This is a genomic window from Nonomuraea soli (assembly GCF_013761175.1).
GTDB classification, from domain to species: Bacteria; Actinomycetota; Actinomycetes; order Streptosporangiales; family Streptosporangiaceae; genus Nonomuraea; species Nonomuraea soli.
Genome location: NZ_JACDUR010000010.1, coordinates 94,365 through 120,504, shown reverse-complemented (window position 1 = coordinate 120,504; position 26,140 = coordinate 94,365). Strand labels below are relative to the sequence as shown.

Below are 26,140 nucleotides of genomic sequence, written 5' to 3'. Positions count from 1 at the left end.
TCCGGACCCGTGACGAGTCGGTTCTGGCGGATCGGTAGGCTCATGCAGGTGGCTGACATCGTGATTCCCGCTGACATCAAGCCCGCCGACGGCCGGTTCGGCTGCGGGCCCTCGAAGGTTCGACCCGAGCAGCTGGCGGCGCTCGCCTCCTCCGGTGCGACGTACATGGGCACCTCCCACCGCCAGAAGCCGGTCAAGAGTCTGGTCGGCCGCGTGCGCTCCGGTCTCGCCGACCTGTTCTCGCTCCCCGAGGGCTACGAGGTGGTGCTCGGCAACGGCGGCACCACGGCCTTCTGGGACATCGCCGCCTTCGGCCTGGTGCGCCAGAAGTCGCAGCACCTTCACTTCGGCGAGTTCTCCTCGAAGTTCGGCTCGGTCGTCAAGAAGGCGCCGTGGCTGGGCGAGCCCACGATCATCTCCTCGGAGGTCGGCACCCACCCGGCCGCCGTCGCGGAGGAGGGCGTCGACGTCTACGCGCTCACCCACAACGAGACCTCCACCGGTGTGGCCATGCCCATCAGGCGTGTCGGCTCCGACGACTCGCTCGTGCTGGTCGACGCCACTTCCGGCGCCGGAGGCCTCCCGGTCGACATCAGCGAGACCGACGTCTACTACTTCGCGCCGCAGAAGAGCTTCGCCTCCGACGGCGGCCTGTGGATCGCCATCATGTCGCCGCGCGCCCTGGCCCGCGTCGAGGAGATCGCCGGCTCCGGCCGCTACGTGCCCGAGTTCTTCAGCCTGCCGGTGGCGGTCGACAACTCCTCCAAGGACCAGACCTACAACACCCCGGCGGTCGCCACGCTCTTCCTGCTGGCCGACCAGCTCGACTGGATGAACGGCAACGGCGGGCTGAAGTTCACCACCGACCGCACGGCCGACTCCGCCTCGCGCCTGTACGGCTGGGCCGACAAGGTGTCGTACGCCACCCCGTTCGCGGCTCCCGAGTTCCGCTCGCAGGTCGTCGGCACGATCGACTTCGACGACTCGATCGACGCCGCCGCCGTGGCCAAGGTGCTGCGCGCCAACGACATCGTCGACACCGAGCCCTACCGCAAGCTCGGCCGCAACCAGCTGCGCGTGGCGATGTTCCCCTCGATCGACCCGGCCGACGTCGAGGCGCTCACCGCGTGCATCGACTACGTGGTCGAGCGCGTCTGACCCGTCCGCCTCGACAGCTCCTCGAGCAGGGCGACGGCGTCGTCCATCTCGACACTCTGCGCGAACCTGGCCAGCACCGGCACCCTGTCGGTGCTGGCCGAGAGCGCGTCAAGCATCAGCTCGGCCAGGTAACGGTCACGGGTGTGGGCGGGTGAATACCTGAAAGCGTTGCGGTACGGCTTGCGCACCAGCAGGCCCTTCTTGAGCAGCCGCTCCGTCACGGTCTGCACGGTGGTGTAGGCCAGGTCGCGGTCGAGATTCGTCAGGATCTCGCGGACCAGGAGCGGCTTTTCGGCGTCCCAGAGCACATCCATGACCGCGCGCTCTAAGGACCCCAGGTTCGCCACGACCACCTCTTGACCGGTTTAGTTGGCAACATTGTTGCCCAAAACTGCTACGGGAGTAAATCGCGTGACCATCACCGCGGGGCCTCGGCCCAAGGGGCTCGGCTACCTCATGTTCGCCAGCAGGTGGCTCCAGCTGCCGCTGTACCTGGGGCTGATCGTGGCGCAGGGGGTGTACGTCTGGCAGTTCATGGTGGAGTTGTGGCACCTCATCGGCATCACTTTCCTGGGCCATGACGCACCGCCGAACCTGGCCGCGAGCCCCGAGGTCGTGGTGATGCTCATGGTGCTGGCGCTCATCGACGTGGTGATGATCTCCAATCTGCTGATCATGGTCATCGTCGGCGGCTACGAGACGTTCGTCTCCCGCATCAACCTCGACGGTCATCCCGACGAGCCGGAGTGGCTCTCCCACGTCAACGCCAACGTGCTGAAGGTGAAGCTGGCCACCGCCATCATCGGCATCTCGTCGGTGCATCTGCTGCAGACCTTCATCAGGGTCCAGTCCATCGACAACGACAAGATCATGTGGCAGACGATCATCCACCTGGCCTTCGTCGTCTCCGCCCTCGGCCTGGCCTGGATCGACAAGCTGCTGTCCACCTCGCCCGCGGAACGCACCCACTAACCGGACGCGAAACGTCCGGAACCCGTCCTACCGTGGCCCCATGACCAACAGCGACTACTGGTGGGAACCGCCCGCCGCGGGAACCGAGGCCGAGCATCTGGCCGGATCGCTCGACCGCCTGCGCACGACCTTCCGCTGGAAGGCCGACGATCTCGACGCGGCGGGCCTGAACACCCGGATCGGGGCCTCCTCGCTGACCCTGGGCGGCCTGCTCAAGCATCTGGCACGCTGCGAGGAGGAGATCTTCGGCGCCAAGCTCAGCGGCGCCCCGTTCGGGCAGCCGTGGGCGAACGCGCCCTGGGACGAGGACCCCGACTGGGACTTCACCTCGGCCGCCGCCGACGCGCCCGAGGAGCTCTACCGGCTCTACGACGACGCCGTCGAGCGGGCGAGGAAGACGCTCGACGCCGCGCTGGCGTCGGGCGGGCTCGACCAGTTCTCCCACCTGACCTTCCCCGACGGGAGCAGGGTCAGCCTGCGGCGGCTGGTCTGCGATCTGATCGAGGAGTACGGCAGGCACACCGGCCACGCCGACCTGCTGCGCGAGGCCGTCGACGGCAGGGTCGGCGAGGACCCTCCGGCGGGCTGGCACCCGGTCAGTCGGGGCGCGTGACGCACCCCAGCCGCTCCCCCAGCCGTGACAGCCCGTCGAGGAAGCCGGCCCGCGTGGAGGCGTCGAAGCCGACGAACATCCGGTTGGCCAGCGGCACGCCCCAGCGGGCGCGGCGGGCCACGTTGTAGACGCGGTGCACGAGCCTGGTGCCGTCGGGGTGGGCTTCGAGGCTCCACTCGCCTCGATACCACCACCCGCCCTGGAAGGCGATCGTGTGCCCGGCGATCTCGACCGTGGAGGTGTGCCCGGGGGCGTCCTCGACGGTGAAGCGTCCCGCGCGGCGCCCGTCGGGCAGGAGCTGGTCGGCCAGGGCCTCCCAGACTCTGCCGACGGGCGCCTCCAGGACCCCTGAGGCCTCGGTGAGCAGTTTCCTGCCGGTCATCTCACTCCTCTTCCTGGAGCGCCTGCTCCATCAGGGCCCGGTTGACCGTGCCCGTCCAGGCCAGCTCGCCTGATTCCAGGCGCGCGGCGACCTTCCTGATCCAGGCCAGCTCGGCTTCGCCGACGGCCCGCTCGTAGTCGAGTTCGAGTGCCAGCACCTCGGGCAGCCCGCCGTCCTTCATCGCTTCGAGCTGGCCGTTGAGCGCCGTCAGCGTGCCGTCGACGGCCGCCGCCCTGGTGCGCAGCGCCTGGAGCGCCTGGGGCACCGGCAGCACGCCCAGCAGCGAGACGGCCGCGGTGAACACGCGGTGTTCCGCGCCGGGAGTCTCGACGAGCCGGCGCAGCCGGGTGGCCAGCTCGCGGCGGCCCTCGCCGGTGATCTCGTAGATGGTGCGCTCCGGGCGGCGGCCCTCCCTGCTGGTCTCGACGGGCGTGATCAGCTCCTCGGCCGCGAGTTTCTCGACCGCGTGGTAGAGGCTGCGCGGGAGCCCCGTCACGTAGTCCTTGTGCGTGTCGACGATGAAGCGATGCAGCTCGTACGGGTGACCGGGGCGCACCGACAGGATCGCCAGCACGGTGAGCCCTACCAGATCGGGACGTCTTGCCATGCCGTCATCTTATAGTGCAAATTGCAATATAGATGGATGCACTAGAGCGCAAGCGGGCCGTGGAGAGCGATGTCCGCCGGGGCCATCAGCTGCGACGCCTTGAGCGTGCGCTGGTAGTAGACCTTCCTGCCGTGGCGCACCTTCCACACCATCCCGGCCGCGTGCAGGACGGCCAGGTGGTGGGAGACGGCCGGGGCTCCCACGCCGGCCAGTGCGGCCAGGTCGATCGTGGTCCTGGGCAGCTCCAGCAGTTCAAGGAGCCTGCCCCGGGTCTCGCCGACCAGGGCCGCCAGCGCGCCCAGGTCGGGTTCTTGCAGGCTCCACAGGTTGCCGATCCCCCGTGCGCTGTAGGTGATCACACGTCCGTGGCGGCCGGGCCGCATGAAGACGGAGGGCACCAGGACGAGCCCCTCCGACGGCGGGCCCGGTCTCACCACGAGGCCCAGGTCGTCGAAGAGCGAGCGCAGGCCGCCGCTGACGATCAGCTGGCCCCGGTAGATCAGGTCCAGCTCCAGCAGCGCCTTGACGCGCGGCCACACCTCGTCGAGCGCCGCCTTCCAGTAGACGGCCAGCTCACCGGCCAGCGTCGCGAGCCCGCGTTCAGGGTGCTCAAGAAGCTCGCGCACCGACGGCGGCACCGCCGAGCCGTAGCGGCGCTCCAGCTCGCCGCGTACGAGGCCGGGGTCGGAGGCGCGCACGAGGTCGAGTTCGCCGTCGAGGTCCACGTTCAGCCGTGGCGGCGCGGGAAGCAGGAAACCCGGCGGGTCGGCGGCCAGCTCCCACACCATCGGGACGGTCAGCGGGCGCAACGCGGGGAGCGCCGCCCCCAGCCAGGCCGCGTGCGCCCGGCCGCGCCCGGGACGCAGCACGGTGGCCGCGCTGCCGAGCAGCTCGCGCAAGGGCGAGCGGGCCAGCCGTAAGTCGCCGAGCTCCTCGGCCGCGATGTGTACCTCCACGATTCACTGTAGATCGAATGCTGCGCCGTTCGGAGGCCTGCGTCCGAGGCTTGGCGCATGACCTTCGACGCGATCATCGTGGGCGCGCGGGTGGCGGGAGCCGCGACCGCGCTCCTGCTGGCCCGCCAGGGGCTCCGTGTTCTGCTCCTGGAGCGCTCCGCCATCGGATCCGACACCTTGTCCTCCCATCAGCTCCAGCCGGCCGGAGCGGCCGTTCTGGAGCGTTGGGGACTGCTCGGCGAGCTCGTCGCCGCCGGCACCCCCGCCACCACCCACCTGCGCCTGCACCACGGCAGGCACGTCGTCGACGCCGAGCTGCCGCGCGCGATGTTCAGCCCCCGCCGCACCCTGCTCGACGCGATGCTCGTGCGTGCCGCCGCCGAGGCGGGCGCGGAGGTGCGCGAGCACGTCACCGTCGAGGAGCTGGTGTGGAGCGAGGGCAGGGTGCGCGGAGTCGCGGGACGTGCCCGGCGCGGCGGCGGGTTCTCCGCGGACGCGCCCCTGGTCGTCGGCGCCGACGGCAAGCACTCGATCGTGGCGCGTGCCGTACGGGCCGGGGTCTACCGGGAACGGCCGTCGCGGGCGTTCGCGGCCTACACCTACGTCGGCGGGCTGCCGGTGGGCGCGGGTGAGATGTATCAGCGGGACGGAGCCGCCGCTGCGGTGTTTCCGACCAACGACGGGCTGACCATGGTCTACGTCTCGGCGCCGCTGGACGGATTCGTGGCCTACCGCGCCGATCCCGACGGCACCTTTCTCGGGCTGCTCGACGGGTTCGGCGAGCTCGGCGAGCGGGTGCGTTCCGCCCGGCGGGCCGAGCGGCTGCGCGCCACCCCCGACCAGCCCAACAGGTTCCGCGTGCCGTACGGGCCCGGGTGGGCGCTCGTGGGTGACGCTGGCGTGGTCATGGACTCGATCACGGCGCAGGGCATGACCAACGCGCTGCGGAACGCCGAGCTGCTGAGCCTGGCCGTGGCCTCCGGCGACTTCGCCGCCCACCACCGCGAGCGCGACCGAGGACTGAGCCGGATGTACGACCTCACCCTGCACCTGGCCAGACATCGGCCGGGTGTCGCGGAGAGACTGTTCTTCCCCTTGCTGGCCAGGAGGTTCTGGAGGTCAGATCGCCGGGTAGGCGGGCGGCGGCGTCACCGCGGAGCGCTTGCGGCGTAGCACCCAGGCGGCGACGATGCCGCTGAGGAAGCCGAACAGGTGGCCCTGCCAGGAGATGCCCGGCTGGTTGGGCAGGACTCCCGCGAGCATGGAGTAGTAGGCGGCGCCGACGCCGAGCGCGATGAGGATGTCGACGAGGCTGCGGTCGAACAGGCCGCGGGCCAGGATGTAGCCGAAGTAGCCGAAGATCAGCCCGCTGGCCCCGATCGCGGTGACGCCCGGCGAGCTGATCCAGGTGCCGAGGCCGCCGACCAGGATGATGATCGCGGTCGCCCAGAAGAACTTCCCGAGGCCGCGGATCGCGGTGAAGAAGCCGAGGATCAGGAACGGCAGCGAGTTGGCCATCAGGTGGCCGAAGCCGCCGTGCAGGAACGGGGCGAACAGGATGCCCACCAGGCCGTTGGGGTCCCAGCCCGTGATGCCGTAATAGTCGAGAGCGCCGTCGACCAGGTAGTCGTAGCCCTCGAGCACCCACATGACGGCGAGCATGCCGAGCAGGATGAGTCCGGCTCCAAGCGCTCCCGACAGCACCGCCCGCCAGCCCTTTGGCGGGGTGGAGTAACTGGCCATACGCCCTCCCGGGGGATCCTGTCTCCCAGATTACCCAAGAGGGCGTAAGTCCATCGTTACTCGCCCTTCCAGACGGGCGCGCGCTTCTCGGCGAAGGCCGCGGCGCCCTCCATCGCGTCCTTCGACCCGAACACCGGGTTGATGATCGCGCCCTGCTTCTTGAACATCTCGTCGAGCGCCCAGTCCTGCGACTCGATGACGACCTTCTTGGTCGCCGCGAGCGCGAGCGGGGCGTTCGCCGCGATCTTGCGTGCCAGCTCGACGGCTCCGGTGAGCGCCTGCCCCGGCTCGGTGATCTGGTTGACCAGGCCCAGCTCGTACAGCCTCGCCGCCGGGTAGTGATCGCCGGTCAGGGCGATCTCCATGGCGACGTGGTACGGGATGCGATGCGGCAGCCTCATGATGCCGCCCGCGCCCGCGACCAGGCCGCGCTTGGGCTCCGGCAGCCCGAACTTCGCCTCGGACGAGGCCACCACGATGTCGCACGAGAGCACCAGCTCGAACCCGCCCGCCAGGGCGTAGCCCTCGACCGCCGCGACGAGCGGCTTGGCCGGGGGCCGCTCGGTGATGCCACCGAAGCCGCGGCCCTCGACGTGCGGGAAGTCGCCGGTCAGGAAGCCCTTCAGGTCCATTCCGGCGGAGAAGTAGCCGCCCGCGCCGGTCAGCACGTAGGCCGACACGTCGGCGCGCGCGTCGAGTTCGTCGAGCGCCGCGGCGATGCCCCTGGCCACGGCGCCGTTGACGGCGTTGCGCGCCTGGGGGCGGTTGATGGTGATGACGGCGACGCCGTCGGCGACCTCGACGAGCACTTCGTCAGACACGCGGACCCCCTACTTGGGCTGGAAGCGGATGCCGCCGTCGAAGCGGACGACCTCGGCGTTCATGTAGTCGTTCTCGACGAGCATGCGCACCAGGTGGGCGAACTCCGAGGCCTGACCCATGCGCTTGGGGAAGACGATCGGCGCGATCAGCTTGGCCTTGAACTCGTCGGCGTTGGGGTTGAAGCCGTAGATCGGGGTGTCGATGATGCCCGGGCAGATGGTGTTGACGCGGACGCCGATCGCGGCCAGGTCACGCGCTGCCGGGACGGTCATGCCCACGATGCCGCCCTTGGAGGCGGAGTAGGCGATCTGACCGGTCTGGCCTTCGAGCGCCGCCACGGAGGCGGTGTTGATGACCACGCCGCGGTGACCGTCTTCCGAGGCCGGCTCGGTCTTGGCGATGGCCGCCGCCGCGATGCGCATGAGGTTGAAGGTGCCGACCAGGTTGACCTCGATGACCTTCTTGTAGCGGCCCAGGTCGTGCGGCTGGCCTTCGCGGTTCAGCGTGCGCTCGGCCCAGCCGATGCCGGCGCTGTTGACCACGACGCGCAGCGGCTTGCCCGTCGCGACGGCCGCGTCGACGGCCGCCTGCACCTGCTCCTCGTCGGACACGTCGGTCCGGACGAACACCCCGCCGAGCTCGTCGGCGATCGCCTTGCCCCGCTCCTCGTTCAGGTCGGCGATGACGACGGTCGCGCCGTGCGCGGCGAGTTCGCGGGCCGTGGCCTCGCCCAGGCCGCTCGCACCGCCGGAGATGATTGCTGCTGCACCATTCACGTCCATGACACGGACCTTAACGCCTGAACCGAATGAAGTTCTACTCAGGGTGGGTTAAATCTCACCCACGGCGCTGTCCACATCGGCATAGACCTTGATGCGCCTGTCGAGGCCGGTGGTCCGCAGGATCCTGGCCACCGGCGCCTGGGGCGCGGCCAGCGACACACCGCCGCCCTCGCCCGTCGCCAGCCGCCAGGCCTCGATGAGCACCGACAGCCCGCTGGAGTCCATGAACGACAGTTGTTGCAGGTCGAGCACCAGCCGCGCGCCGTCCTGCTTGATCGCGTCGCGCACCTCGTCACGGAGGAAGGGCGCGGTGAACAGGTCAAGCTCCCCCTCGACGGCCACTACGACGGCATCCCCCATCGCCTGCCGCTTCAGGTGTAGCTTCATCCGTTCCTCCTCGATGAGCCACTGTACTTCGACATCCCCAGGTACAGGGGCCCGACAAACTACGATCACGGACATGGAGGACGCCGGGGTACGGCTCCCGCATATCGCGGTGAGCCCGTTGAGAGCGGTCATGCGACGCGTGGCGTACGCGGCCGCCGCGCTCGGCGCGGTGTTCCTCCTGGTAGCGGTGGATCTGGATGGTTACACCGACAACCACGACGGCACGGTCAGCCTGCTCGACGCCCTCTACTACGCCACCGTGACCGTCTCGACCACCGGCTACGGCGACATCACCCCGGTGACACCCTTCGCCCGCCTGGTGAACATCGTGGCGATCACCCCGCTGCGGATCGTCTTCCTCGTCATCCTCGTGGGAACCACGCTGGAAGTGCTGACCCAGCGCACCCGCGACCAGATCCTGACGCGTCGCTGGAGGTCCAGGTTGCGCGACCACACCCTGATCATCGGTTACGGCACCAAGGGCCGCGCCGCCTCGCGCACCCTGCTCGAGAACGAGCGGAACAAGGAGTCGATCGTCGTCGTCGACCCCCGCCCCGACGTGGTCGAGGAGGCCAACGACGACGGCTTCGCCGGGGTCACCGGCGACGCCACCCGCAGCGAGGTGCTCTCCCGGGCCGGGGCCAGGACCGCGCGCGAGATCATCATCGCCACCCACCGCGACGACACCACCGCCCTGGTCACGCTGACCGCACGCCAGCTCAACCCCTCGGCGACCATCGTGGCGGCGGTGCGCGAGGCGGAGAACGACCCCCTCGTACGGCAGAGCGGCGCGGATGTCGTCATCACCTCCTCCGACGCCGCCGGGCGCATGCTCGGCGTCGCCACGCAGAGTCCCGCGGTCAGCGCGCTGATCGAGGACTTCCTGGTCTACGGCAAGGGCCTTGACCTCTACGAGCGCCCCGTCCACCCCGACGAGGTCGGCAAGCCCCCGTCCGCGTGCGAGGAGATCGTCGTCGCCGTGGTCCGCGGCGGCCAGGTGCACCCGTACGCGGAGATCTCCCGGCTGGAGGCCTCCGACCGGCTGGTCGTCATCCACGTCCCCCAGCCGGTGGAGCCGGAATAGCGAAGCCGTAGGGCAGCTCCAGCCGGTGGGCTGCCAGCAGGCCGTCGTCGGCCAGCAGCTCGCGCGTGGGCCCGTCGGCCGCGATCACCCCGCCCGACAGGATGAGGGAGCGCTCGCACAGCTCCAGCGCGTACGGCAGGTCGTGGGTGACCATCAGCACGGTCACCTCCAGTGAGCGCAGGATCTCGGCCAGCTCCCGCCGCGCCGCCGGGTCGAGGTTGGACGACGGCTCGTCGAGCACCAGGATCTCCGGCTCCATCGCCAGCACCGTCGCCACCGCCACCCGCCTGCGCTGGCCGAAGGACAGGTGGTGCGGCGGGCGGTCGATGGCCTCCAGCATGCCGACGCGGTCGAGCGCCTCCTTGACCACGCGTTCCAGCTCCTCGCCGCGCACACCCATGTTGGCGGGGCCGAAGGCGACGTCGTCGCGGACCGTGGGCATGAACAGCTGGTCGTCGGGGTCCTGGAAGACGAGGCCGACGCGCTGCCGTACCTCCTTGAGACGGTCGCGGACGACGGGCACGCCCGCGACGTGGACCGTGCCGTGGCCGGGGGTGAGGATGCCGTTGAGGTGCATCACCAGCGTCGTCTTTCCGGCGCCGTTGGGCCCGAGCAGGGCCACCCGCTCGCCCCTGCCGATCGACAGGTCGACGCCGAACAGCGCCTGGGTCCCGTCGGGGTAGGCGTAGGCGAGCTGGCTGACTTCGAGCGACTTCACAGCAGGCTCATCCCCATCACGGCGAGGGCGGTCAGCGGCAGCGCCCCGGCGGTGAGCCACTGCCGCGCGGATGCCGACATGTCGTGGACGATCGGCATGCTCCCCGAGTATCCCCTGGAGAGCATGGCCAGGTGCACCCGCTCCCCCCGCTCGTAGGAGCGGATGAACAGGGCTCCGGCCGAGCGGGCGATCACCGGGATGTGCCGGAGGTTGCGCGCCTCGAAGCCGCGCGACTCGCGGGCGACCCTCATGCGCCGCATCTCGTCCATGATCACGTCCATGTAGCGCAGCATGAACATGGCGATCTGCACCAGCAGCGAGGGCAGCCGCAGCCGCTGCGCGCCGAGCAGGATCATGCGCGGCTCGGTGGTGGCGGCCAGCAGGATCGAGGCGATCACGCCCAGGGTGGCCTTGGCCAGGATGTTCCAGGCCGCCCAGAGCGCTTCGGCGCTGAGCGAGAGGCCGAGCACCGTCACCCGCTCCCCCAGCCCGATGATCGGGATGAAGACGGCGAAGAGCACGAACGGGATCTCGATCACCATGCGCCTGGCCACGAACGAGAAGGGCACCCTGGCGGCCGCGGCCGTCGCGGCGAGCATCACGGCGTAGAGCCCGAACGCCCAGAAGGCCTCACGGGGCGTGGCCACCACCACGATCGCGAAGGCGAAGACGGCCAGCAGTTTGCACTGCGCCGGCAGCCGGTGCACCGGCGTCGTGCCGGGCCGGTACAGCTGGTGACGGTGACCCGCGCCCATCGTCAGGCCTCGACCGCGCTCTTCTTGCGGCGCACCGCGTAACCGATCGCACCGGCGACGAGCAGCGTGATGCCCACGCCGACGAGGCCCACGATCCACAGCGGCACGCCGTTGGCCTCGCCGTACTCCGCCAGGCCCCATGCGCCGAGCGAATGGTCGCCCGCCTGGCCGATGAAGCCCTTCTCCTCGGCGACGGACTCGAGCCCGTCGGGGCTGGAGGAGGCGAAGTAGGAGACCACGCTGGCCAGGATCGCGGTGACGCCGAGCCCGGCGAGCAGGAAGGGGCCCGCTCCGCCCTTGACCGGCTGGGCGGCGGCGGGGGCGACCGGCTGCCCGTTGACGATCAGCGCCGGCGCCATGCCGCGGTAGCCGTACACCAGGTCGGGGCGGACGGCCAGGACGGCGCCGACGGTGGTCGCGGTGATCAGGCCCTCGCCGATGCCGATCAGCAGGTGCACGCCGCCCATGGCCCCGGCGACGGCGGCGATGTCGATCGGGGCCGTGCCGCCGACCCAGAACAGCAGGGTGAAGGCCAGCGCGGAGGCGGGCACGGACAGCAGGGCCGCGAGGAAGGCGGCCACGGCGACCGCGCTCTTGCCACGGGCGACCTTCGTGACGACGCGGAAGACGGCCCAGCCGACCAGGACGGTGACCAGGCCCATCAGGGTGATGTTGACACCCAGGGCGGTGAGCCCGCCGTCGGCGAAGAACAGCCCCTGGACCAGCAGCACCACGGCTATGCAGAGCACGCCGGTATAGGGGCCGACGAGTATCGCGGCCAGCGCGCCGCCGAGCAGGTGGCCGCTGGTCCCGGCGGCGACGGGGAAGTTGAGCATCTGCACGGCGAAGACGAACGCGGCCACCAGGCCCGCCATGGGCGCGGTCCGGTCGTCGAGCTCGCGCTTGGCGCCCCGCAGGCAGACCGCCACTCCCGCGGCGGCCACCACACCGGCGGAAACGGATACGGCCGCGTTGAAGAAACCATCGGGTACGTGCACGACCATGCCTCCATGACGGGATTGACTCCCTTACATTAGGACATCGTCTTGCACCTGCAAATGGATGGCAATTAGGCCAGAATCCGCCTGATGATCGTGCGGGGCGTGAGCGCGCGCACGACCGTGCTCAGCCGGCCCTTCCCCGAGGTCGCGTAGGGTCTGACGCTGCGCAGCACGGCACCGTGCCACCACCGTCGCGGCCGCGCGACGTGCTGCGGCACCGTCTCGATGCGGAAGCGCGCGGGCGGGCCGCCCAGCTCCAGTTCGAGGTAGGCGTCCCAGGTGCCGGGCGCCAGCCGCCCGATGGCCGGCCGCGCCGCGAAGCCGCCACCCGGCAGGCCGGTCACCCGATCGACCCGCTCGGTGCCGCTGCTGCGCTCGCGCCACACCAGCCCGCGCACGGCCGAGGCCGCCGGGGCCGCGCCGGTGACGGTGATCTGGCCGTCGAGCACCAGCCGGTGGCCGAAGGCCCAGCGGGTCCTGGTGATCCGGGCGCTGCCCGGCACGCTGAGCACGTGGCCGCCCACGTCGATGCTGAGGTTGCCGCCGACCCTGGTGAAGTAGGGCAGCGTCACCACGTCGCCGACCAGCCTGGGCGTCGGGCAGATCAGGTCACGCTCGCGCAGCGCGCCGAGGCGGGCCTGCCTGAGCACACCTTCCAGCTCCACGGCGACGTTGATGTCCCACACGCCCGAGGGCAGCTCCGCGGGGTTGATCCTGGCCACGAAGCGGCCATCGCCGTCGTGCTCGGCCGGCAGCACCAGCTCCACCGCGGGCTCGTTGCGCGCACGCAGCACCAGGGCGACCCCGTCGTGCTCGGCTCCGCTGCACGCACCGCCCAGCGCGGCCGTACCCGTGACGACCAGGCGCTCGCCCTCCCAGCGCACACCGGTCAGCCGGCGGTGCACGGTGGCCGCCTCGATGTCGGCCAGCCGCACCAGCCGCTCGATGTCGCCGAGCGAGGCCAGGCGCTGGGCGTCGGTGGAGCCGAGCATCGCGCGCACGCCCGGCGTGAGCCACTCGTCGCACAACGCCGCCACCTCGGCCGCGATGTCCTTGCGCCGCACCTCGCCCGCGGCCAGGAAGGCCTCGCCGAGCTGGGCGAAGGCGTCGAGCTTGAAGTGCCGCCTCAACAGGTGGTCGCGCAGCGGCCCCGGCGGCACGTGCGCGGCCATGAGCTCGATCGGGCCGCGGACCATGGCGAGCCAGGCGATCGGGTCGCGGCTGCCCTCACGCTGCATGATGCTGGTGCCGTCGGGCCTGGCCATCAGGTGGTAGCAGTCGTAGTCGGCGACCACCGAGATCGTCTCGGCGTGGCAGTAGGCGTGGACGGTGAACAGCATGTCCTCGCCGACCAGCAGCTTCTCGTCGAAGCGGATGTCGTGGCGCTCGATCAGGTCACGACGGAAGAGCTTGTAGCAGCTCAGACTGTTGTAGACCGAGCTGTCGAGCAGGCTCACCCGCTCGGCGTTGCGGCGGAACATCGAGGCGGGGGCGCGGCGGCCGTGCCCCACGACCTTGCCCAGCACGATGTCGGAGCCGTTGCGGTCGGCCATCGCGACCATGCGCTCCAGTGCCTCGTCGCCGAGGTAGTCGTCGGCGTCGCAGAAGAAGACGTAGCGGCCGGTGGCGTGACGCAGCCCGACGTTGCGCGGTCCTCCCGGACTGCCCGAGTGCTCCTGGTGCACGACCTTGACCACGCCCCTGTGGTAGGTCGCGTACAGGTCCAGCAGTTCGGCCGTGCCGTCGGTGGACCCGTCGTCGACGACGACGATCTCCTTCTTGACCCGCTGGACGAGGGCCGAGGTCAGGCTTCGGTCCAGGTACGCCCGGCAGTCGTGGGCGGGGATGACCACACTGACATCGACCCCGTCATCCACATCTCCCCGGTATTCAGACACAGCACGCCCCGTCACTATGTGCTTCCATCTGATTTCAGTATGTGACGAGACCCTGCCCCGACGCTGGCTTTTGCTAGAACGCCCTTCAGGACGGCTGAACTACCACCCGGGAGGAGAGAACCAACCCGCAGGGAACAGTGCCGTACCCCCTGCCATCCGGCGTGATCCGGCCGCGAGCATGGCGCGTCTACACTCAGACGACCTTGACCGGGGAGGTGTGTCGGAATGAGATCTGATCTCGTGCGTGCTGCCGAGCTCATCGTCTCCTCATCACGACTCAAGGAACTTCAGGAGTGCTCGGCCTTGCTCCGCAAGACACGGCAACGAGCGGAGGAGATCGTCACGCACGCCAAGCGGGTGCTCGCCGACGCCGAACGGGAGGGCGACGTCGAGCGGATCATGACGTGCGCCTCACAGTACGAGCAGGCGCGGGCGGCCTACTGCCGCGTCGTCAACGCCTACATCACCCTCTGCCGGCGCATCAACCAGGAGAGGCAGGAGCTCCTCAGGGATTGTCAGGAGCAACCTGACGGACTAGTGTCAGGGCATGCCTGACCTCACACTGCGCTGTTCCTTCTGCCAGAAGTCCAAGGACGACATCCTCAAGCTGATCGCCGGGCCCGGCGTCTACATCTGCAACGAGTGCGTCGGCCTGTGCAACGACATCCTCGAAGCCGACCTCAAGGCCCAGCTCCCGCTCTGGGAGTCGATGACCGACCAGCAAATCCTCGACCACCTTCCCAAGGTCGTGGCCGTCCAGTCCCAGATCGACAACAACCTCCACGAGTGGGTCGCGGCCCTGCGCGAGCGCAACGTCAGCTGGGAAAGGATTGGCTCCGCGCTCGGCATGACGAGACAATCGGCCTGGGAACGCTTCAGATCCGAGTGAAGGAGAGCGCTCATGTGTATGGCCAAGGGTCCCGCTCCGGCGCTGTAGACCACCTCTGAGTCCAGCTCCGGAAGCGGCACACGGACCCCAGATCCGGCCCTTCACAAGGAGCTCTCCCTTTGCGTGCCAAGATCGGCGCGGAATTCCACAAGCTGTGGGGTGCCAGCGCTGTCTCCAACCTGGGCGACGGTCTCAACCTCGTCGCCGGCCCGTTGCTCGTCGCCACCCTGACCACCGATCCCGTCCTCGTCGCCGGCGCGGGCCTCGTGCAGCAGCTTCCCTGGCTGTTGCTGGCCCTGGTCGGCGGCGCGGTCGCCGACCGCGTCGACCGTCAACGGCTGTTCATCCTCGTCAACCTCTGCCGGGCCGCGGTCCTGGCCGCCCTGGCGCTCTCCGTCGCCACCGGCACGGTCACGGTCGTGCTGCTCTACGCCGTCCTGTTCCTGATGGGCGTGGGCGAGGTCTTCGCCGACTCCGCCTCGGCGGGGCGGCTGGTCGCCGTCGTCGACCACGACCTGCTCCCGGTCGCCAACGCCAGGCTGGGCGCGACCTTCACCGTCATCAACATGTGGGTCGCCAAGCCCCTCGGGGCCTGGCTGTTCACCCTGGGCGCCGCGCTGCCCTTCGGGGTCAACGCGGCCACCATGCTCCTCGCCGCCCTGCTCGTCTTCTGGATGCGGCCCTACTCGGTGGCTCCGGGTGACCCCAAGCCGCTGCTGAGGGAGATCCGCGAGGGCATCGCCTGGCTGTGGCGTCACCGGGCCCTGCGAACCCTGAACGTCACCATGGCGATCATGCAGGTCCCGTTCGCCGCCGCCTTCGCCACCCAGGTGCTCTACGCCACCGAGCACCTGGGCCTGTCAGCCTTCCAGTACGGCCTGCTGCTCACCGCCTACGCCCTGGGCGCGCTCCTCGGTACGGCATGCTCGCCCTGGCTGCAGGGCCGCTTCCGCACGAGCACGCTGCTGCGGGCCGGGCTGCTGGCCGAGACCGTCACCCACCTGGTCCTGGCCGTGACGACCAGCGGATGGCTGGCGGCGGCGATCCTGACGCTCTTCGCCGTGCACGCCATGGTGTGGGGCAACGTGGTCGCGACCACCTGGCAGCGCTCGGTGCCCGACCGGCTGCAGGGCCGGGTCGGCGGGGCCTACCGGCTGGCCGACATGGCGGGCGTCGCGCTGGGCACCGCGCTCGGCGGGTACCTGGCGCGCTGGTTCGGACTGGCCGGTCCGTACTGGATCGCGTTCGCCACGATGGCGCTCATCGCGATTTTCGCGTGGCGGCCGGTAAACCTCTGTGACTCCTGAGGCGTCACTTGATCAGGGAGGCCCAACCATGCACGTCATCGACGGCCTCGCGACGCCCGATCTGGAGGACCTCCGGCTGGAGTTGCTCCTGGTCCTGGCGTTGCATGAGGAGGCAGAGCGGCTAACCGCCGAGTGAGACGGGCTCCGGCTCCCCGAGACGCACCTCGGGGAGCCGGAGCAGGGGGATCAGGGGCCGTCCGATGGTTCGCATAGGCATACGAACCCGGCCATAGGGTTGGTGAGGCAGAATGAGGGCGGCGAGGGATCCACGCCGACTCAGCGGGAGCCCGGTCATGTCCTGCCTGGAGCACGAGAACCTCGCGGCCATGCTCGACGTGCTCGTCTACGAGAACGTCCTGCTCGCCTGGAGTCTCGAGCGGCCCGACGGCTACGAGGTCGTCCTGCACGACGGCGACAGCATGATGATGACCTGCGAGCAGGTCGAGATGTGGGTCCTCGGGGCGTTCGCCACCTATCTGGCCTTCATCGACCACGGGCGCATCACCCCGCGCATCCTCGGCGGCTGACTCCAGGTCTCTTCAGGGTGGCTTCAGGGAGCTCACTCCACTCTTGTCGGCCATGTCCCGAGTTATCGCTCTCTTCGTGATGGCCGCGGTCGCCGGATGCGCCGCCACCACTCCCGAGGCCCAGCCCTCACCCACCGTCGACCCCAAGGTCCAGCAGCAGCGCGTCGAGGCGGCGAAGGCCGACTGCATGAAGCGGAAGGGCTTCACCTACACCGCGTTCGTCTGGCCGGAGCCCACCGAGGACCCGGAGGTCGTCAAGGGACGCAGCGGCGACTACGCCCTGATGAAGACCTACCGCGAGAAGTACGGCTTCGGCGTCTTCTCCATGATCGTGCACCCCGGCATGTTCGGCGCCAAGGCCCGCAGCATCGGCGAGGACTCACCCGACCCCAACCACAAGGTCATGCAGAAGCTCTCCGAGAAGCAGCGCATGGCCTACCAGGACGCCGCCGAGTCCTGCTACGGCCAGGCCGTCAAGCAGGTGCTCGGCAAGGAGGTCAAGGGGGTGTTCGACCACTACGAGAAGACGATGAAGGCCATGGAGGAGCTCAGGAACCGCGAGCTCAACGGCGACGCCAGGCTCGTGGAACTGGCGGCGGCCACGGCCGCCTGCCTGAAGGACAAGGGCTACCGCGTCGACTCCGCCCAGCCCGTCGCCGTCGCCAAGCGCGGGCGCGACGAGTTCGGCAAGGAGATGTCGAAGTTCCAGAAGGAGATGGGCGGCGGCAAGGGCATGGGCAAGGTGATGGCCCTCGAGATCACTCCCGAGCAGGCCAAGCCGCTCCTCGACAAGGAGATCAAGGCCGCCCTCGACGACCTGGAGTGCGGGAGGGCCTTCTACGCCGAGTACCAGCCCAAGTCGCTGGCGCTGCAGACGAGGGTGAAGGGCGAGTACGGCGTGGACGTGCGCGAATGAGGCGTTCCAGGCGGCTGCTGGCACTCGTGGTGGCGGGCGTGCTCGTCATCGCGGGCGCCGGCTGGGCGGTGGGCTCGAAGCTGCGCTCCCCCGCCGACGAACTCGCCTCACGCAAGGCCCCCGACCCGTCGCCGATCACGGCGGAGGTCCGCAGGAAGAAGCTGGTCAGCACGGTCACCGTCAACGGCGAGCTCTCGTACGGCTCGCCGACCCCGCTCACGCTGGCAGGCGTCGTCGGCGGCGCCCCCGGGATCCAGCGGGTGACCAAGGCGCCCAGACGCGGCAAGCTCACCGAGGGCGAGCTGGTGATGGAGGTCAACGGCCGGCCGGTCGTGGTCCTGAAGGGCAAGGAGCCGATGTACCGGGCGCTCACCCCCGGCACCTCCGGCAAGGACGTACGGCAGCTGCAGCAGGCACTGCGGCGGCTCGGGCACGCCGTCCCGGTCACGGGCGTCTTCGACGCGTCCACGATCGCGGCGGTCGAACGCTGGTACGGCAAGCTCGGCTACCGCGCCCAGGAGCCCGACCTGGCGGCCAAGCAGCAGGCGCAGCAGCTCAAGCAGGCCGTGCAGAGCGCCGAGGAGACCCTGCTGACCGACCGCAGGGCCCTGGCCAACGGGCGCGACGTGCTGCCGCTCAAGCTCAAGCTCGACAACGCGCGCCAGGCGCTCGCGGTCGCCGAGGGCAACCTCGAACGGGCCGAGGAGCAGCAGACCACGCCGGAGGACGAGACCATGCTGCGCGACCTGGAGCGTGCCGTACGCTCCGCCGAGCAGGCGGTGCTGGAGGCCGAGGCCGCGCTCGCCGCGGGAAGCACTCCGGCGCTGCAGCTCAAGCTCGACAACGCCCGGCGCGACCTCGACGACGCCAGGGACGCCGTCTCCTCCTTCCTGGAGCAGGCTGCGGCGGCCAGGGACAAGCGCCTGGAGGAGCTGCGCGCCGCCGTCGGCGCCGCCCAGGAGGCGATGGTCTCGGCCGAGCAGGCGTTGCGCCAGGCCAGGCAGCTGTCGCCGCTGGCGAGGAAGGTCTCCAACGGCCGGGCCAACCTGGCCTCCGCCCGCGCCATCCTGGCCGACTACCTGAAGACGTACGGCGTCAGCGTGCCGGCGGGAGAGATCGTCTTCCTGCCCGACCTGCCCGCCCGGCTGGAGAAGGTCATCGCGCAGGCCGGGGCGGTCCTGGCCGACAAGGCCGGCACCGTGACCAGCTCCGGGTACGCCGTGACCGGCGTCGTGGAGGACAAGGAGGCCGCGCTGCTGCGCAAGGGCGCCAAGGCGGTCATGGAGACGTCCGACGGCCGCACCTTCCCCGCCAGGCTCACCTCGATCGGCAAGTCCGTGGTGCTGACGCCCGACGCGTCGAAGGCCCTGGCCAGATTGGTGGGATCGCAGGTCACCGTACGGATCTCGGTGGGCGCCACCGACGGCGAGGTCCTGACCGTGCCGGTCGCGGCCATCATCACCGGCGCCGACGGCAAGGCACGCGTCCGTGTGCAGCGCTCGCCGGGCAAGGTCGAGGAGGTCGAGGTGCGCACCGGCCTGGCCGCCGACGGCGAGGTCGAGGTCGGCGGCGCGCTCGACGAGGGCGACCTGGTGGTGGTCGGCCATGGGTGAACCGGTCATCGCGCTCGACGAGGTCCATCGCTCGTTCGGGCCCGTCATGGCGCTCGCGTCGGTGTCGATGCGCGTCGAGGCAGGCGACTACATGGCGATCGTGGGGCCGTCCGGCTCCGGCAAGTCGACCCTGCTCAACATCCTCGGGCTGCTCGACCGGCCCACCTCCGGCTCCTACCTGCTCGACGGCGTGGAGACCGCGTCGCTGAAGGACGGCGACAGGACCAGGCTGCGCGGCAGGCGCATCGGGTTCGTGTTCCAGTCGTTCCACCTGCTGGCGCACCGGACGGTCGCGGAGAACGTCATGCTCGCCGAGGTGTACGGCAGGCGCTCGCGCTCCGGGCGGCGCGAGCGTGCCGTACAGGCGCTTCGGCGCGTCGGGATGACGCACAGGACCGACTTCTCCCCCGCCACGCTGTCGGGCGGCGAGCGGCAACGCGTCGCCATCGCGCGGGCGCTGATGGGCGAGCCCTCGCTGCTGCTGTGCGACGAGCCCACCGGCAACCTCGACAGCCGCAACACCGGCGCGGTGCTGGAGCTGTTCGACTCGCTGCGTGCCGAAGGGCTGACCATCCTGGTGATCACCCACGAGGACGAGGTCAGCTCGCGTGCGGCGCGGCGCGTCAGGATCGCCGACGGCGCCCTGGTGGAGGAGTGATGGGCCCGCGCGACCTGTGGGAGGAGGCGCTGGCGGGCATGCTGGCCAGGCCCGTGCGCTCGGCGCTGACGACGCTCGGCACCGTCCTCGGCATCGGCACCCTGGTGATCACCCTGGGCATCGCCGCGACCGCCGGCAACCAGATCGTGGGCCGGTTCGACGCCCTGACGGCCACGTCGGTGATCGTCGAGACCCCCGAGGACCGCGTCGGCTGGAACGACGTCGCCGGGCTCGCCCGCCTGAACGGCGTCGAATCGGCGACCGCGCTGGCGCAGTCGGAGAAGAGCTCCAACCAGAGCGTGACCGCCAACGCCGTCATCGACCCCACGCGGGTCTCCGGCCAGACCCTCGCGGTCGTCGCCGCGGGACCCGACCTGCCCAGGACCGTCAAAGGGCGGATCCTGTCGGGCCGGTTCTACGACGGCGGCCACTCCGCCCGCCGTGACCGGGTCGTCGTCCTGGGAGCCGACGCCGCCCAGATGCTCGGCATCACCGACGTACGGCACGCGCCGGCGGTCTTCATCGCCGGCCGGGCCTACACCGTGCTCGGCATCCTCGGCGGCTTCCAGCGCGAGACGTCGCTGGCCACGGCGGTGCTGATCCCGCCCGCGCTCGGCCCCGAGTTCGGCCTGCGCTCGGTCACCCGGGTGCTGATCTCCACCAGGCTCGGCGCGGCCGAGCTGATCGCCCGCCAGGCGCCCCTCATGCTCGACCCGCGCGGCGGCGCCGGCGAGCTGAGGGTCATCGCGCCGCCCTCGCCGACGAGGGCCAAGGACGGGGTGCAGGAGGACGTCAACGGGCTCTTCCTCATCCTCGGGCTGGTCTCGCTGGTCGTGGGCGCGGTCGGCATCGCCAATGTCACCCTGGTCACCGTGATGGAGCGCATCAACGAGATCGGCCTGCGCCGCGCGCTCGGCGCGGGACGGCGGCACATCGCCTACCAGTTCCTCACGGAATCGGGCTTCATCGGCCTGATCGGCGGGATCGTCGGAGCCTGTCTGGGCATCGGCGTGGTCGTGGCGGTCTCGGCGGTCAAGACCTGGACGCCCGTCCTCGACCTGCGGCTGGCCCTCGTCTCGCCGCTCGCGGGGGCGCTCGTGGGGCTGCTGGCGGGTCTGTATCCGGCACTGCGGGCGGCCCGCATGGAGCCAGTCGAGGCGCTGCGGTGAATACTGCGGGGGTGACCTTCAAGCTCTACGCGCCCACCTTGGAAGGCGCCCGGGTGCGCCTGGAGCCCCTCGACCGCCGCCACGCCCCCGACCTGGCCGTGGCGGCCGAGGTGGACCGCGGCTCGTACGCCTTCACGATGGTGCCTCGCGCGGACGAGGTCGAGCCGTACCTGGACCGGCTGCTCGCCATGGCGGCGACAGGCAGGCTCGCCCCCTTCGCCCAGATCGACCGCTCCACCGGCCGGGCCGTGGGCGTCACGTCCTACTGGGAGCCGCGCTTCTGGCTCGACGAGGACACGCTGTCGGCCATCGAGGTCGGCTTCACGTGGCTGGCGGGCGACGTCCAGGGCACCGGGTTCAACACCGAGTCCAAGCTGCTGCTGTTCGGCCATGCCTTCGAGGAGTGGAAGGTGGTGCGCGTCGATCTGAAGACCGACGCGCGCAACCAGCGTTCGCGGGCCGCCATCGCGAAGGCGGGGGCGACGTTCGAGGGCGTGCTGCGCAACTGGTCGCGGTCGTGGGCGCCGGGCGAGGACGGGCGCTACCGCGACTCCGCGATCTTCTCGATCACCGACGCCGAGTGGCCGCAGGTCAGGGCGCGGCTGCTGGAACGGCTCGGACGCTGAACTGTCGGTGCCGTGTGGCACCCTTCGGTGCGTGGCGCAGCCCCTGAAAGAGATGATCAACCGCCGGTCCGTGACCGTCCTGGCCGACGGGCTGGCGGCCGCGTGGCCGGATTTCCCGCACGAACGTTTCGTCGAGTCCGCTCTGTCGGAGCTGGAGCTGAAGGAGCGCATCAGGCGGGTGGCCGAGGCGCTCCACGAGTCGCTGCCGATGCCCTTCCCTTCGGCGGCCCCGCTGCTGCGCTCCGTCGCGGGCCGGCTCGACATGTGGAGCGGCTGGCCCGTCACCGACTACGTCGCCGCCCGCGGGCTCGACCACCTCGACGAGGCCATGCGGACCCTGGCGGTCCTGACCCCCTACTCCAGCGGCGAGTTCGCCGTCCGTCCCTATCTGGAGCGCTACGGCGAGGCCGCGCTCGAGGTCATGCGCGGCTGGGCGAGCTCGCCCGACGAGCACCTGCGCCGCCTGGCCTCCGAGGGCACGCGGGCGCGGCTGCCGTGGGCCACGCGGGTGCGATGGCTCATGGCCCCAGGGCCCACGTATCCGATTCTCGACCTGCTGCGCGACGATCCGAGCGAGTATGTCCGCCGGTCGGTCGCCAACCACGTCAACGACCTGACCAAGGACCATCCCGAGGCCGCCCTCGACCTGCTCGGGCGCTGGCGTTCCGAAGGCGGCTCACACGTCGAGCGGGTGTTGCGCCACGCGCTTCGCGGGCTGCTGCGTTCCGGCCATCCCGGCGCCCTGGCCCTGGTCGGGGCGGCGCCGGGCACCGGGCGCGTCGAGTCGCTGACCGTCGACGAGATCGTGGCCGTGGGCGACAAGCTGCCCTTCACCGTCACGCTCCGTGCCGACGGGCCCGGCCCGCTGGTCCTGCGCTACGCCGTGCGCCGCGACGGCTCGCGCCGCGTCTTCCACCTGGGCGAGCGGGTGGCCACGGCGGCGGGTGAGCTGTTCACCGTGGCCAGGTTCCACTCCTTCCGTCCGGTCACCACGAGGGCCGAGCCGCCCGGCCCCCGCGAGCTCGAGATCGTCGTCAACGGCCAGGTGCGGGCGAGCGCGCCCTTCGTCCTGGTGGAGCGATGACCCTCAGCCGACCCTCCTCATCACGTGGAGCAGATACTCCTTGCGGTCCAGCGGGTTGTGGTCGGTCCTGCGCCGCTCCGGGGGAGCCCCCTTGACCGGCTCGTAGCGCGCGAAGTCGCTCTCCAGCAGCCCCTCGCCACGGGTGAGCGTCGGCAGCTCCAGCTGCAGCGTGTGCACACGCCCGGCGGGGATCTCCCCCTCGACGACCGGCCCGGCGGTGTACGGCACGGCGCTCAGCTTGGCCAGCGCCGGGAGCACCACGCCCAGGGTGTCAGGCGGGAGCTCCAGCCGGAAACGATGCACCGGCTCCAGCACCCGCGTGCCCGCCCGCTTCAGCGCCTCCATCAGCACCAGCGGCGTCAGCCCCCGGAAGTCGGCGCCGGTGCTCGACATGCTCTTGTCGAAGCCGGCGTGCATGGCGCTCTGCTTGGGCGAATAGCCGCAGTGCGTCATGGTCACGACGCAGTCGGCGACCTGCCAGCCGTGCAACCCCTCGCGCAGGGTCTCGTGGACGGTGTCCTCGACCGTCTTGAAGAACGCGTACGGCATGTCGCCCAGGGAGACGCCGAGGCGGAAGGTGACACCGTCGCCCGGCTCGGCCGGTTCGACGCGGAGCCCGACCGTGGCCAGGAAGGGATTGCCGTCCTTGCCGTTGAACTCCACCGCCTCCCCGCTGCCCAGCGGCCGCTCGACACAGAGCGTGGTCGACTCGCGGAAGCCCGCCTCGATGCCGAAGTCGTCGGCCAGGGTCGCCTGGATGACCTCCTTCTGCACCTCGCCGTAGAGCGACAGCGACAACTCCCCGCGCAGGTCGTCCTGGCGGAGGTTGATCAGCGGGTCCTGCTCGGCGAGCTGGATCAGCGCCGCCTGGAGCGCGCCCTTGTCGGGCGACTCCACGACGGTCTCCAGGGTGGGCGGCGCGAAGACGCGTCCGGTGGTGCGGGCGGCTCCCAGCGGGTCGCCGATCCTGGCGTCGTCGAGGCCCCACACCCTGCCGATGTGACCGGCGGGCAGCGAGCTGCCCTTGCCGACGACGTCCTGCACCGCGGTGATCTTCCGCCCGCTCGGCAGCCGGTCGCGCACGTGGAGTGTCCCGGAGAACATCCGCACGTAGGCGATCTTCTCCCCTGCGGCTCCGCGCTCGATCTTGAACACGGTGCCCTCGACAGCGCCGTCGGGGTCGCCCTGCGCCGCGGGCAGCCAGGCCCTGATGCCGCGCATCAGCTCCTGCACTCCCGCGCCGGTGATCGCCGAGCCGTAGAAGACGGGCATGACCTGCCGCGAGCGGGTGACCGTACGCCCGTCGAGATAGGCGGCCAGGGCCTCGTCGTCGTGCTCGGCCAGCAGCTCGGTCAGCTCGGCGGGGCCGTACGGCACGAACGCCGCCCGCCGCGTGCCCGCGTCGCGGATCCGGCCCACGGGCGCCGAGCCCGGGATGCCGAGGTCCGCACGAGCGCCCATGCGGTCGATCTTGTTGACGAAGACGATCGTGGGGATGCGCAGGCGGCGCAGGGCGCGCATCAGCACCCTGGTCTGGGCCTGCACCCCTTCCACGGCGGAGACGACCAGCACCGCCCCGTCGAGCACGCTGAGCACCCGGTCCACCTCGGCGATGAAGTCCGGGTGACCGGGGGTGTCGATCAGGTTGACGGTGAGATCGTCGACGGCGAAGGAGGCGACCGCGGACTTGATGGTGATGCCGCGACGGCGCTCCAGCGCCAGGGAGTCGGTCTGGGTGCTGCCGTCATCGACACTCCCCAGGGAGTCGATGACACCGGCGGCGAACAGCAGCCGCTCGGTCAGGCTGGTCTTACCGGCGTCTACATGCGCCAGGATCCCGAGATTCAGCGATTGCACTAGGCGTCAGGCCCTTGTCGTCGATGGATGAATGTCGCGTCTCTCGCATCGACGTGCGCCTCATGCCCGTGCTCCTTTCCTCGCCGTTCAGTTGAGCAGAGCGATAATTCGAGGGCAACCGGTTTTCCGCTCGCTATCCTCGCCCGCATGAACCGTGGTGTGACGCCCCAGAGTGAGGACTTCTCGGCCTGGTACAACGAGCTGGTCGCCAAGGCGCAGCTCGTCGACCGCGGCCCGGCCAAGGGCACCATGGTCATCCGACCGTACGGCTACCGCCTCTGGGAGCTGCTGCAGGCCGAGCTCGACCGCCGCATCAAGGACACCGGGCACGAGAACGCCTACTTCCCGCTGCTGATCCCCGAGAGCTACCTGCAGCGCGAGGCCGAGCATGTCGAGGGCTTCGCCCCCGAGCTGGCCGTCGTCACCCACGCGGGCGGCAAGGAGCTGGAGGAGCCCCTCGTCGTGCGGCCCACCTCCGAGACCATCATCGGCGAGATGATGGCCAAGTGGATCTCCTCCCACCGCGACCTACCCCTGCTGCTCAACCAGTGGGCCAACGTGGTGCGCTGGGAGATGCGCCCGCGCATGTTCCTGCGCACGACCGAGTTCCTCTGGCAGGAGGGCCACACCGCGCACGCCGACGAGGCCGACGCGATGCGCGAGACCATGCTCGCGCTCGGGTTGTACGAGGAGGTCGCCCGCGACATCGCGGCCATTCCCGTCGTGGCCGGCGAGAAGACCCCCGGCGAGCGCTTCGCCGGAGCCGTGCGCACGTACACGATCGAGGGCATGATGCGCGACGGCAAGGCGCTGCAGTGCGGCACCTCCCACTACATGGGCGCCAACTTCGCCCGCGCCTTCGACATCGGCTACACGGCGGCCTCGGGGCAGCGGCAGCTCTGCCACACCACGTCGTGGGGCATGACGACCCGCATGATCGGCGCGGTGATCATGACGCACGGCGACGACAAGGGGCTGGTGCTGCCGCCCAGGCTCGCGCCGTACCAGGTCGTGATCGTCCCGATCCGCGACACCGCGCCCGCCTGCCACGAGCTGGCCGTACGGCTGCGCGCGGCCGGCGTGCGCGTCCACGTCGACGACCGGCCGCAGCTGTCGCCCGGATTCAGGTTCAACGAGTGGGAGCTGCGCGGCGTGCCGATCCGACTGGAGGTGGGACCGCGCGACCTGGAGTCGGGCACGGCGGTCCTGGCCCGCCGCCTGTCCGACGCGAAGGAGAGCGTGCCGCTCGACTCGCTCCCGTCGGCGCTGCCCGTGATCCTGGAGGAGTTCCAGGAGCTCCTGCTCCGGCGGGCCACCGGGTTCCGCGACGAGCACACGATCACGGTCGGCACGTGGGAGGCCTTCGCCGCGGCCGTCTCGACGGGCTGGGCACTCGCGCTGCACTGCGGGCGGCCGTCGTGCGAAGACGTCATCAAGACGGAGACGGCGGCGACGCCGCGCTGCATCCCCCTGGCCGGTCCCGAGGAGAGCGGCACGTGCGTGCGCTGCGACCAGCCGTCGGCGTACGGCAAGCGGGTGATTTTCGGGCGGGCCTACTGAACGCGGGCGCCTTTCCCGGCTTCACATGAGGAAGCTGGGCAAGGTGCCGTTAGCGG

29 protein-coding genes are annotated in these 26,140 nt (G+C 70.4%); 16 read left to right on the top strand and 13 right to left on the bottom strand.

Annotated features, from left to right (window positions below):
• Window positions 1–42 precede the first annotated feature (42 nt).
• Window positions 43–1,158, top strand: a complete 1,116-nt coding sequence (gene serC / locus HNR30_RS42010) for a phosphoserine transaminase (protein WP_220134663.1) — start codon at window positions 43–45, stop codon at window positions 1,156–1,158.
• On the opposite strand, the gene HNR30_RS42005 is transcribed toward serC, so the two are convergent.
• A complete protein-coding gene (locus HNR30_RS42005) occupies window positions 1,137–1,505 on the bottom strand; it encodes a BlaI/MecI/CopY family transcriptional regulator (protein ID WP_312895029.1) in 369 nt (122 codons plus the stop codon). The two genes, serC and HNR30_RS42005, sit on opposite strands and share 22 nt — an antisense overlap.
• Before the next feature lie 64 nt (window positions 1,506–1,569).
• On the opposite strand from HNR30_RS42005, the gene HNR30_RS42000 reads away from it, so the two are divergent.
• Both HNR30_RS42000 and HNR30_RS41995 read left to right on the top strand, forming a co-directional pair.
• The gene (locus tag HNR30_RS42000; RefSeq protein WP_312895028.1) at window positions 1,570–2,130 is read left to right on the top strand and encodes a TIGR00645 family protein; all 561 of its coding nucleotides are present in this window, start codon (window positions 1,570–1,572) and stop codon (window positions 2,128–2,130) included.
• 40 nt (window positions 2,131–2,170) lie between these two features.
• On the top strand, window positions 2,171–2,743 hold the full coding sequence (locus tag HNR30_RS41995; RefSeq protein WP_181615797.1) for a mycothiol transferase: 573 nt from the start codon (window positions 2,171–2,173) through the stop codon (window positions 2,741–2,743).
• Here HNR30_RS41995 and HNR30_RS41990 read toward each other — a convergent pair.
• Genes HNR30_RS41990 through HNR30_RS50520 form a run of 3 tightly spaced genes read right to left on the bottom strand, consistent with a single transcriptional unit; the run spans window position 2,727 to window position 4,688 of the window.
• The gene (locus tag HNR30_RS41990) at window positions 2,727–3,125 is read right to left on the bottom strand and encodes a hypothetical protein (protein ID WP_181615796.1); all 399 of its coding nucleotides are present in this window, start codon (window positions 3,123–3,125) and stop codon (window positions 2,727–2,729) included. The two genes, HNR30_RS41995 and HNR30_RS41990, sit on opposite strands and share 17 nt — an antisense overlap.
• A gap of 1 nt (window position 3,126) precedes the next feature.
• Window positions 3,127–3,732, bottom strand: coding sequence for a PadR family transcriptional regulator (locus HNR30_RS41985; protein WP_181615795.1), 606 nt, complete (start codon window positions 3,730–3,732; stop codon window positions 3,127–3,129).
• 41 nt (window positions 3,733–3,773) lie between these two features.
• A complete protein-coding gene (locus HNR30_RS50520; protein ID WP_181615794.1) occupies window positions 3,774–4,688 on the bottom strand; it encodes an ArsR/SmtB family transcription factor in 915 nt (304 codons plus the stop codon).
• 57 nt (window positions 4,689–4,745) lie between these two features.
• Here HNR30_RS50520 and HNR30_RS41975 point away from each other — a divergent pair, with 57 nt between their 5' ends.
• Entirely contained in the window at window positions 4,746–5,861 is a 1,116-nt protein-coding gene (locus tag HNR30_RS41975; RefSeq protein WP_181615793.1) for an NAD(P)/FAD-dependent oxidoreductase, read from the top strand.
• Here HNR30_RS41975 and HNR30_RS41970 read toward each other — a convergent pair.
• Genes HNR30_RS41970 through HNR30_RS41955 form a run of 4 tightly spaced genes read right to left on the bottom strand, consistent with a single transcriptional unit; the run spans window position 5,808 to window position 8,422 of the window.
• Window positions 5,808–6,431 carry a rhomboid family intramembrane serine protease gene (locus HNR30_RS41970; RefSeq protein ID WP_181615792.1) on the bottom strand — a complete coding sequence of 208 codons (624 nt, stop codon included), beginning with the start codon at window positions 6,429–6,431 and terminating at the stop codon, window positions 5,808–5,810. The genes HNR30_RS41975 and HNR30_RS41970 overlap by 54 nt on opposite strands.
• A gap of 56 nt (window positions 6,432–6,487) precedes the next feature.
• Window positions 6,488–7,252 carry a crotonase/enoyl-CoA hydratase family protein gene (locus HNR30_RS41965; protein WP_181615791.1) on the bottom strand — a complete coding sequence of 255 codons (765 nt, stop codon included), beginning with the start codon at window positions 7,250–7,252 and terminating at the stop codon, window positions 6,488–6,490.
• A 9-nt stretch (window positions 7,253–7,261) separates the two neighbouring features.
• Window positions 7,262–8,035 (bottom strand): SDR family NAD(P)-dependent oxidoreductase, encoded by a 774-nt coding sequence (locus HNR30_RS41960; protein ID WP_181615790.1) that lies wholly within the window; start codon window positions 8,033–8,035, stop codon window positions 7,262–7,264.
• Between the two features lie 48 nt (window positions 8,036–8,083).
• Complete coding sequence (locus tag HNR30_RS41955) at window positions 8,084–8,422, bottom strand: STAS domain-containing protein (protein WP_181615789.1); 339 nt, start codon at window positions 8,420–8,422, stop codon at window positions 8,084–8,086.
• Window positions 8,423–8,495: 73 nt separating this feature from the next.
• Between HNR30_RS41955 and HNR30_RS41950 the strand changes: the two genes are divergently transcribed.
• The gene (locus tag HNR30_RS41950) at window positions 8,496–9,506 is read left to right on the top strand and encodes a potassium channel family protein (RefSeq protein ID WP_181615788.1); all 1,011 of its coding nucleotides are present in this window, start codon (window positions 8,496–8,498) and stop codon (window positions 9,504–9,506) included.
• Here HNR30_RS41950 and HNR30_RS41945 read toward each other — a convergent pair.
• From HNR30_RS41945 to HNR30_RS41930, 4 genes are all read right to left on the bottom strand, one after another.
• On the bottom strand, window positions 9,472–10,224 hold the full coding sequence (locus HNR30_RS41945) for an energy-coupling factor ABC transporter ATP-binding protein (protein WP_181615787.1): 753 nt from the start codon (window positions 10,222–10,224) through the stop codon (window positions 9,472–9,474). The two genes, HNR30_RS41950 and HNR30_RS41945, sit on opposite strands and share 35 nt — an antisense overlap.
• Window positions 10,221–10,979 carry a cobalt ECF transporter T component CbiQ gene (gene cbiQ / locus HNR30_RS41940; protein ID WP_181615786.1) on the bottom strand — a complete coding sequence of 253 codons (759 nt, stop codon included), beginning with the start codon at window positions 10,977–10,979 and terminating at the stop codon, window positions 10,221–10,223. Before cbiQ ends, HNR30_RS41945 begins: the two co-directional genes overlap by 4 nt.
• Window positions 10,980–10,981: 2 nt before the next feature.
• Complete coding sequence (locus HNR30_RS41935; protein ID WP_181616009.1) at window positions 10,982–11,977, bottom strand: energy-coupling factor ABC transporter permease; 996 nt, start codon at window positions 11,975–11,977, stop codon at window positions 10,982–10,984.
• A gap of 71 nt (window positions 11,978–12,048) precedes the next feature.
• Window positions 12,049–13,857: a glycosyltransferase family 2 protein gene (locus HNR30_RS41930; protein ID WP_181615785.1), complete on the bottom strand. Its 1,809-nt coding sequence runs from the start codon at window positions 13,855–13,857 to the stop codon at window positions 12,049–12,051.
• Between the two features lie 246 nt (window positions 13,858–14,103).
• Between HNR30_RS41930 and HNR30_RS41925 the strand changes: the two genes are divergently transcribed.
• The 10 genes from HNR30_RS41925 (at window position 14,104) to HNR30_RS41880 (ending at window position 22,667) form a co-directional block, all read left to right on the top strand.
• The gene (locus HNR30_RS41925) at window positions 14,104–14,433 is read left to right on the top strand and encodes a hypothetical protein (RefSeq protein ID WP_181615784.1); all 330 of its coding nucleotides are present in this window, start codon (window positions 14,104–14,106) and stop codon (window positions 14,431–14,433) included.
• Entirely contained in the window at window positions 14,426–14,767 is a 342-nt protein-coding gene (locus HNR30_RS50715; RefSeq protein WP_181615783.1) for a ClpX C4-type zinc finger protein, read from the top strand. The genes HNR30_RS41925 and HNR30_RS50715 overlap by 8 nt, the downstream gene beginning before the upstream one ends.
• 119 nt (window positions 14,768–14,886) lie before the next feature.
• Window positions 14,887–16,074, top strand: coding sequence for an MFS transporter (locus HNR30_RS41915; RefSeq protein WP_181615782.1), 1,188 nt, complete (start codon window positions 14,887–14,889; stop codon window positions 16,072–16,074).
• A gap of 293 nt (window positions 16,075–16,367) precedes the next feature.
• Entirely contained in the window at window positions 16,368–16,601 is a 234-nt protein-coding gene (locus HNR30_RS41910) for a hypothetical protein (protein ID WP_181615781.1), read from the top strand.
• A gap of 52 nt (window positions 16,602–16,653) precedes the next feature.
• A complete protein-coding gene (locus tag HNR30_RS41905) occupies window positions 16,654–17,517 on the top strand; it encodes a hypothetical protein (protein WP_181615780.1) in 864 nt (287 codons plus the stop codon).
• Window positions 17,514–19,130: a peptidoglycan-binding protein gene (locus HNR30_RS41900; RefSeq protein WP_181615779.1), complete on the top strand. Its 1,617-nt coding sequence runs from the start codon at window positions 17,514–17,516 to the stop codon at window positions 19,128–19,130. The genes HNR30_RS41905 and HNR30_RS41900 overlap by 4 nt, the downstream gene beginning before the upstream one ends.
• Entirely contained in the window at window positions 19,123–19,788 is a 666-nt protein-coding gene (locus tag HNR30_RS41895) for an ABC transporter ATP-binding protein (RefSeq protein ID WP_181615778.1), read from the top strand. The genes HNR30_RS41900 and HNR30_RS41895 overlap by 8 nt, the downstream gene beginning before the upstream one ends.
• Window positions 19,788–20,957: an ABC transporter permease gene (locus HNR30_RS41890; protein WP_181615777.1), complete on the top strand. Its 1,170-nt coding sequence runs from the start codon at window positions 19,788–19,790 to the stop codon at window positions 20,955–20,957. Before HNR30_RS41895 ends, HNR30_RS41890 begins: the two co-directional genes overlap by 1 nt.
• Before the next feature lie 11 nt (window positions 20,958–20,968).
• Entirely contained in the window at window positions 20,969–21,583 is a 615-nt protein-coding gene (locus HNR30_RS41885) for a GNAT family N-acetyltransferase (RefSeq protein WP_181615776.1), read from the top strand.
• A gap of 31 nt (window positions 21,584–21,614) precedes the next feature.
• Window positions 21,615–22,667, top strand: a complete 1,053-nt coding sequence (locus tag HNR30_RS41880; RefSeq protein WP_181615775.1) for a YhaZ family DNA alkylation repair protein — start codon at window positions 21,615–21,617, stop codon at window positions 22,665–22,667.
• A gap of 3 nt (window positions 22,668–22,670) precedes the next feature.
• Here the strand turns inward: HNR30_RS41880 and HNR30_RS41875 are convergent, their stop codons facing one another.
• Window positions 22,671–24,524, bottom strand: a complete 1,854-nt coding sequence (locus tag HNR30_RS41875; RefSeq protein WP_181615774.1) for an elongation factor G — start codon at window positions 24,522–24,524, stop codon at window positions 22,671–22,673.
• Between the two features lie 147 nt (window positions 24,525–24,671).
• Here HNR30_RS41875 and proS point away from each other — a divergent pair, with 147 nt between their 5' ends.
• Entirely contained in the window at window positions 24,672–26,084 is a 1,413-nt protein-coding gene (gene proS / locus HNR30_RS41870) for a proline--tRNA ligase (protein WP_181615773.1), read from the top strand.
• The last annotated feature ends 56 nt before the right edge of the window (window positions 26,085–26,140 follow it).

Coding starts and splice junctions, on each gene's coding strand:
- HNR30_RS41955 (WP_181615789.1), bottom strand. CDS start 8,422: ATGAAGCTACACCTGAAGCGGCAGGCGATGGGGGATGCCGTCGTAGTG.
- HNR30_RS41905 (WP_181615780.1), top strand. CDS start 16,654: ATGTCCCGAGTTATCGCTCTCTTCGTGATGGCCGCGGTCGCCGGATGC.
- HNR30_RS41890 (WP_181615777.1), top strand. CDS start 19,788: ATGGGCCCGCGCGACCTGTGGGAGGAGGCGCTGGCGGGCATGCTGGCC.
- HNR30_RS41985 (WP_181615795.1), bottom strand. CDS start 3,732: ATGGCAAGACGTCCCGATCTGGTAGGGCTCACCGTGCTGGCGATCCTG.
- HNR30_RS41970 (WP_181615792.1), bottom strand. CDS start 6,431: ATGGCCAGTTACTCCACCCCGCCAAAGGGCTGGCGGGCGGTGCTGTCG.
- HNR30_RS41960 (WP_181615790.1), bottom strand. CDS start 8,035: ATGGACGTGAATGGTGCAGCAGCAATCATCTCCGGCGGTGCGAGCGGC.
- HNR30_RS41910 (WP_181615781.1), top strand. CDS start 16,368: ATGTCCTGCCTGGAGCACGAGAACCTCGCGGCCATGCTCGACGTGCTC.
- cbiQ (WP_181615786.1), bottom strand. CDS start 10,979: ATGGGCGCGGGTCACCGTCACCAGCTGTACCGGCCCGGCACGACGCCG.
- HNR30_RS41975 (WP_181615793.1), top strand. CDS start 4,746: ATGACCTTCGACGCGATCATCGTGGGCGCGCGGGTGGCGGGAGCCGCG.
- proS (WP_181615773.1), top strand. CDS start 24,672: ATGAACCGTGGTGTGACGCCCCAGAGTGAGGACTTCTCGGCCTGGTAC.
- HNR30_RS41900 (WP_181615779.1), top strand. CDS start 17,514: ATGAGGCGTTCCAGGCGGCTGCTGGCACTCGTGGTGGCGGGCGTGCTC.
- HNR30_RS41990 (WP_181615796.1), bottom strand. CDS start 3,125: ATGACCGGCAGGAAACTGCTCACCGAGGCCTCAGGGGTCCTGGAGGCG.
- HNR30_RS50715 (WP_181615783.1), top strand. CDS start 14,426: ATGCCTGACCTCACACTGCGCTGTTCCTTCTGCCAGAAGTCCAAGGAC.
- HNR30_RS41950 (WP_181615788.1), top strand. CDS start 8,496: ATGGAGGACGCCGGGGTACGGCTCCCGCATATCGCGGTGAGCCCGTTG.
- serC (WP_220134663.1), top strand. CDS start 43: ATGCAGGTGGCTGACATCGTGATTCCCGCTGACATCAAGCCCGCCGAC.
- HNR30_RS41895 (WP_181615778.1), top strand. CDS start 19,123: ATGGGTGAACCGGTCATCGCGCTCGACGAGGTCCATCGCTCGTTCGGG.
- HNR30_RS41995 (WP_181615797.1), top strand. CDS start 2,171: ATGACCAACAGCGACTACTGGTGGGAACCGCCCGCCGCGGGAACCGAG.
- HNR30_RS41925 (WP_181615784.1), top strand. CDS start 14,104: ATGAGATCTGATCTCGTGCGTGCTGCCGAGCTCATCGTCTCCTCATCA.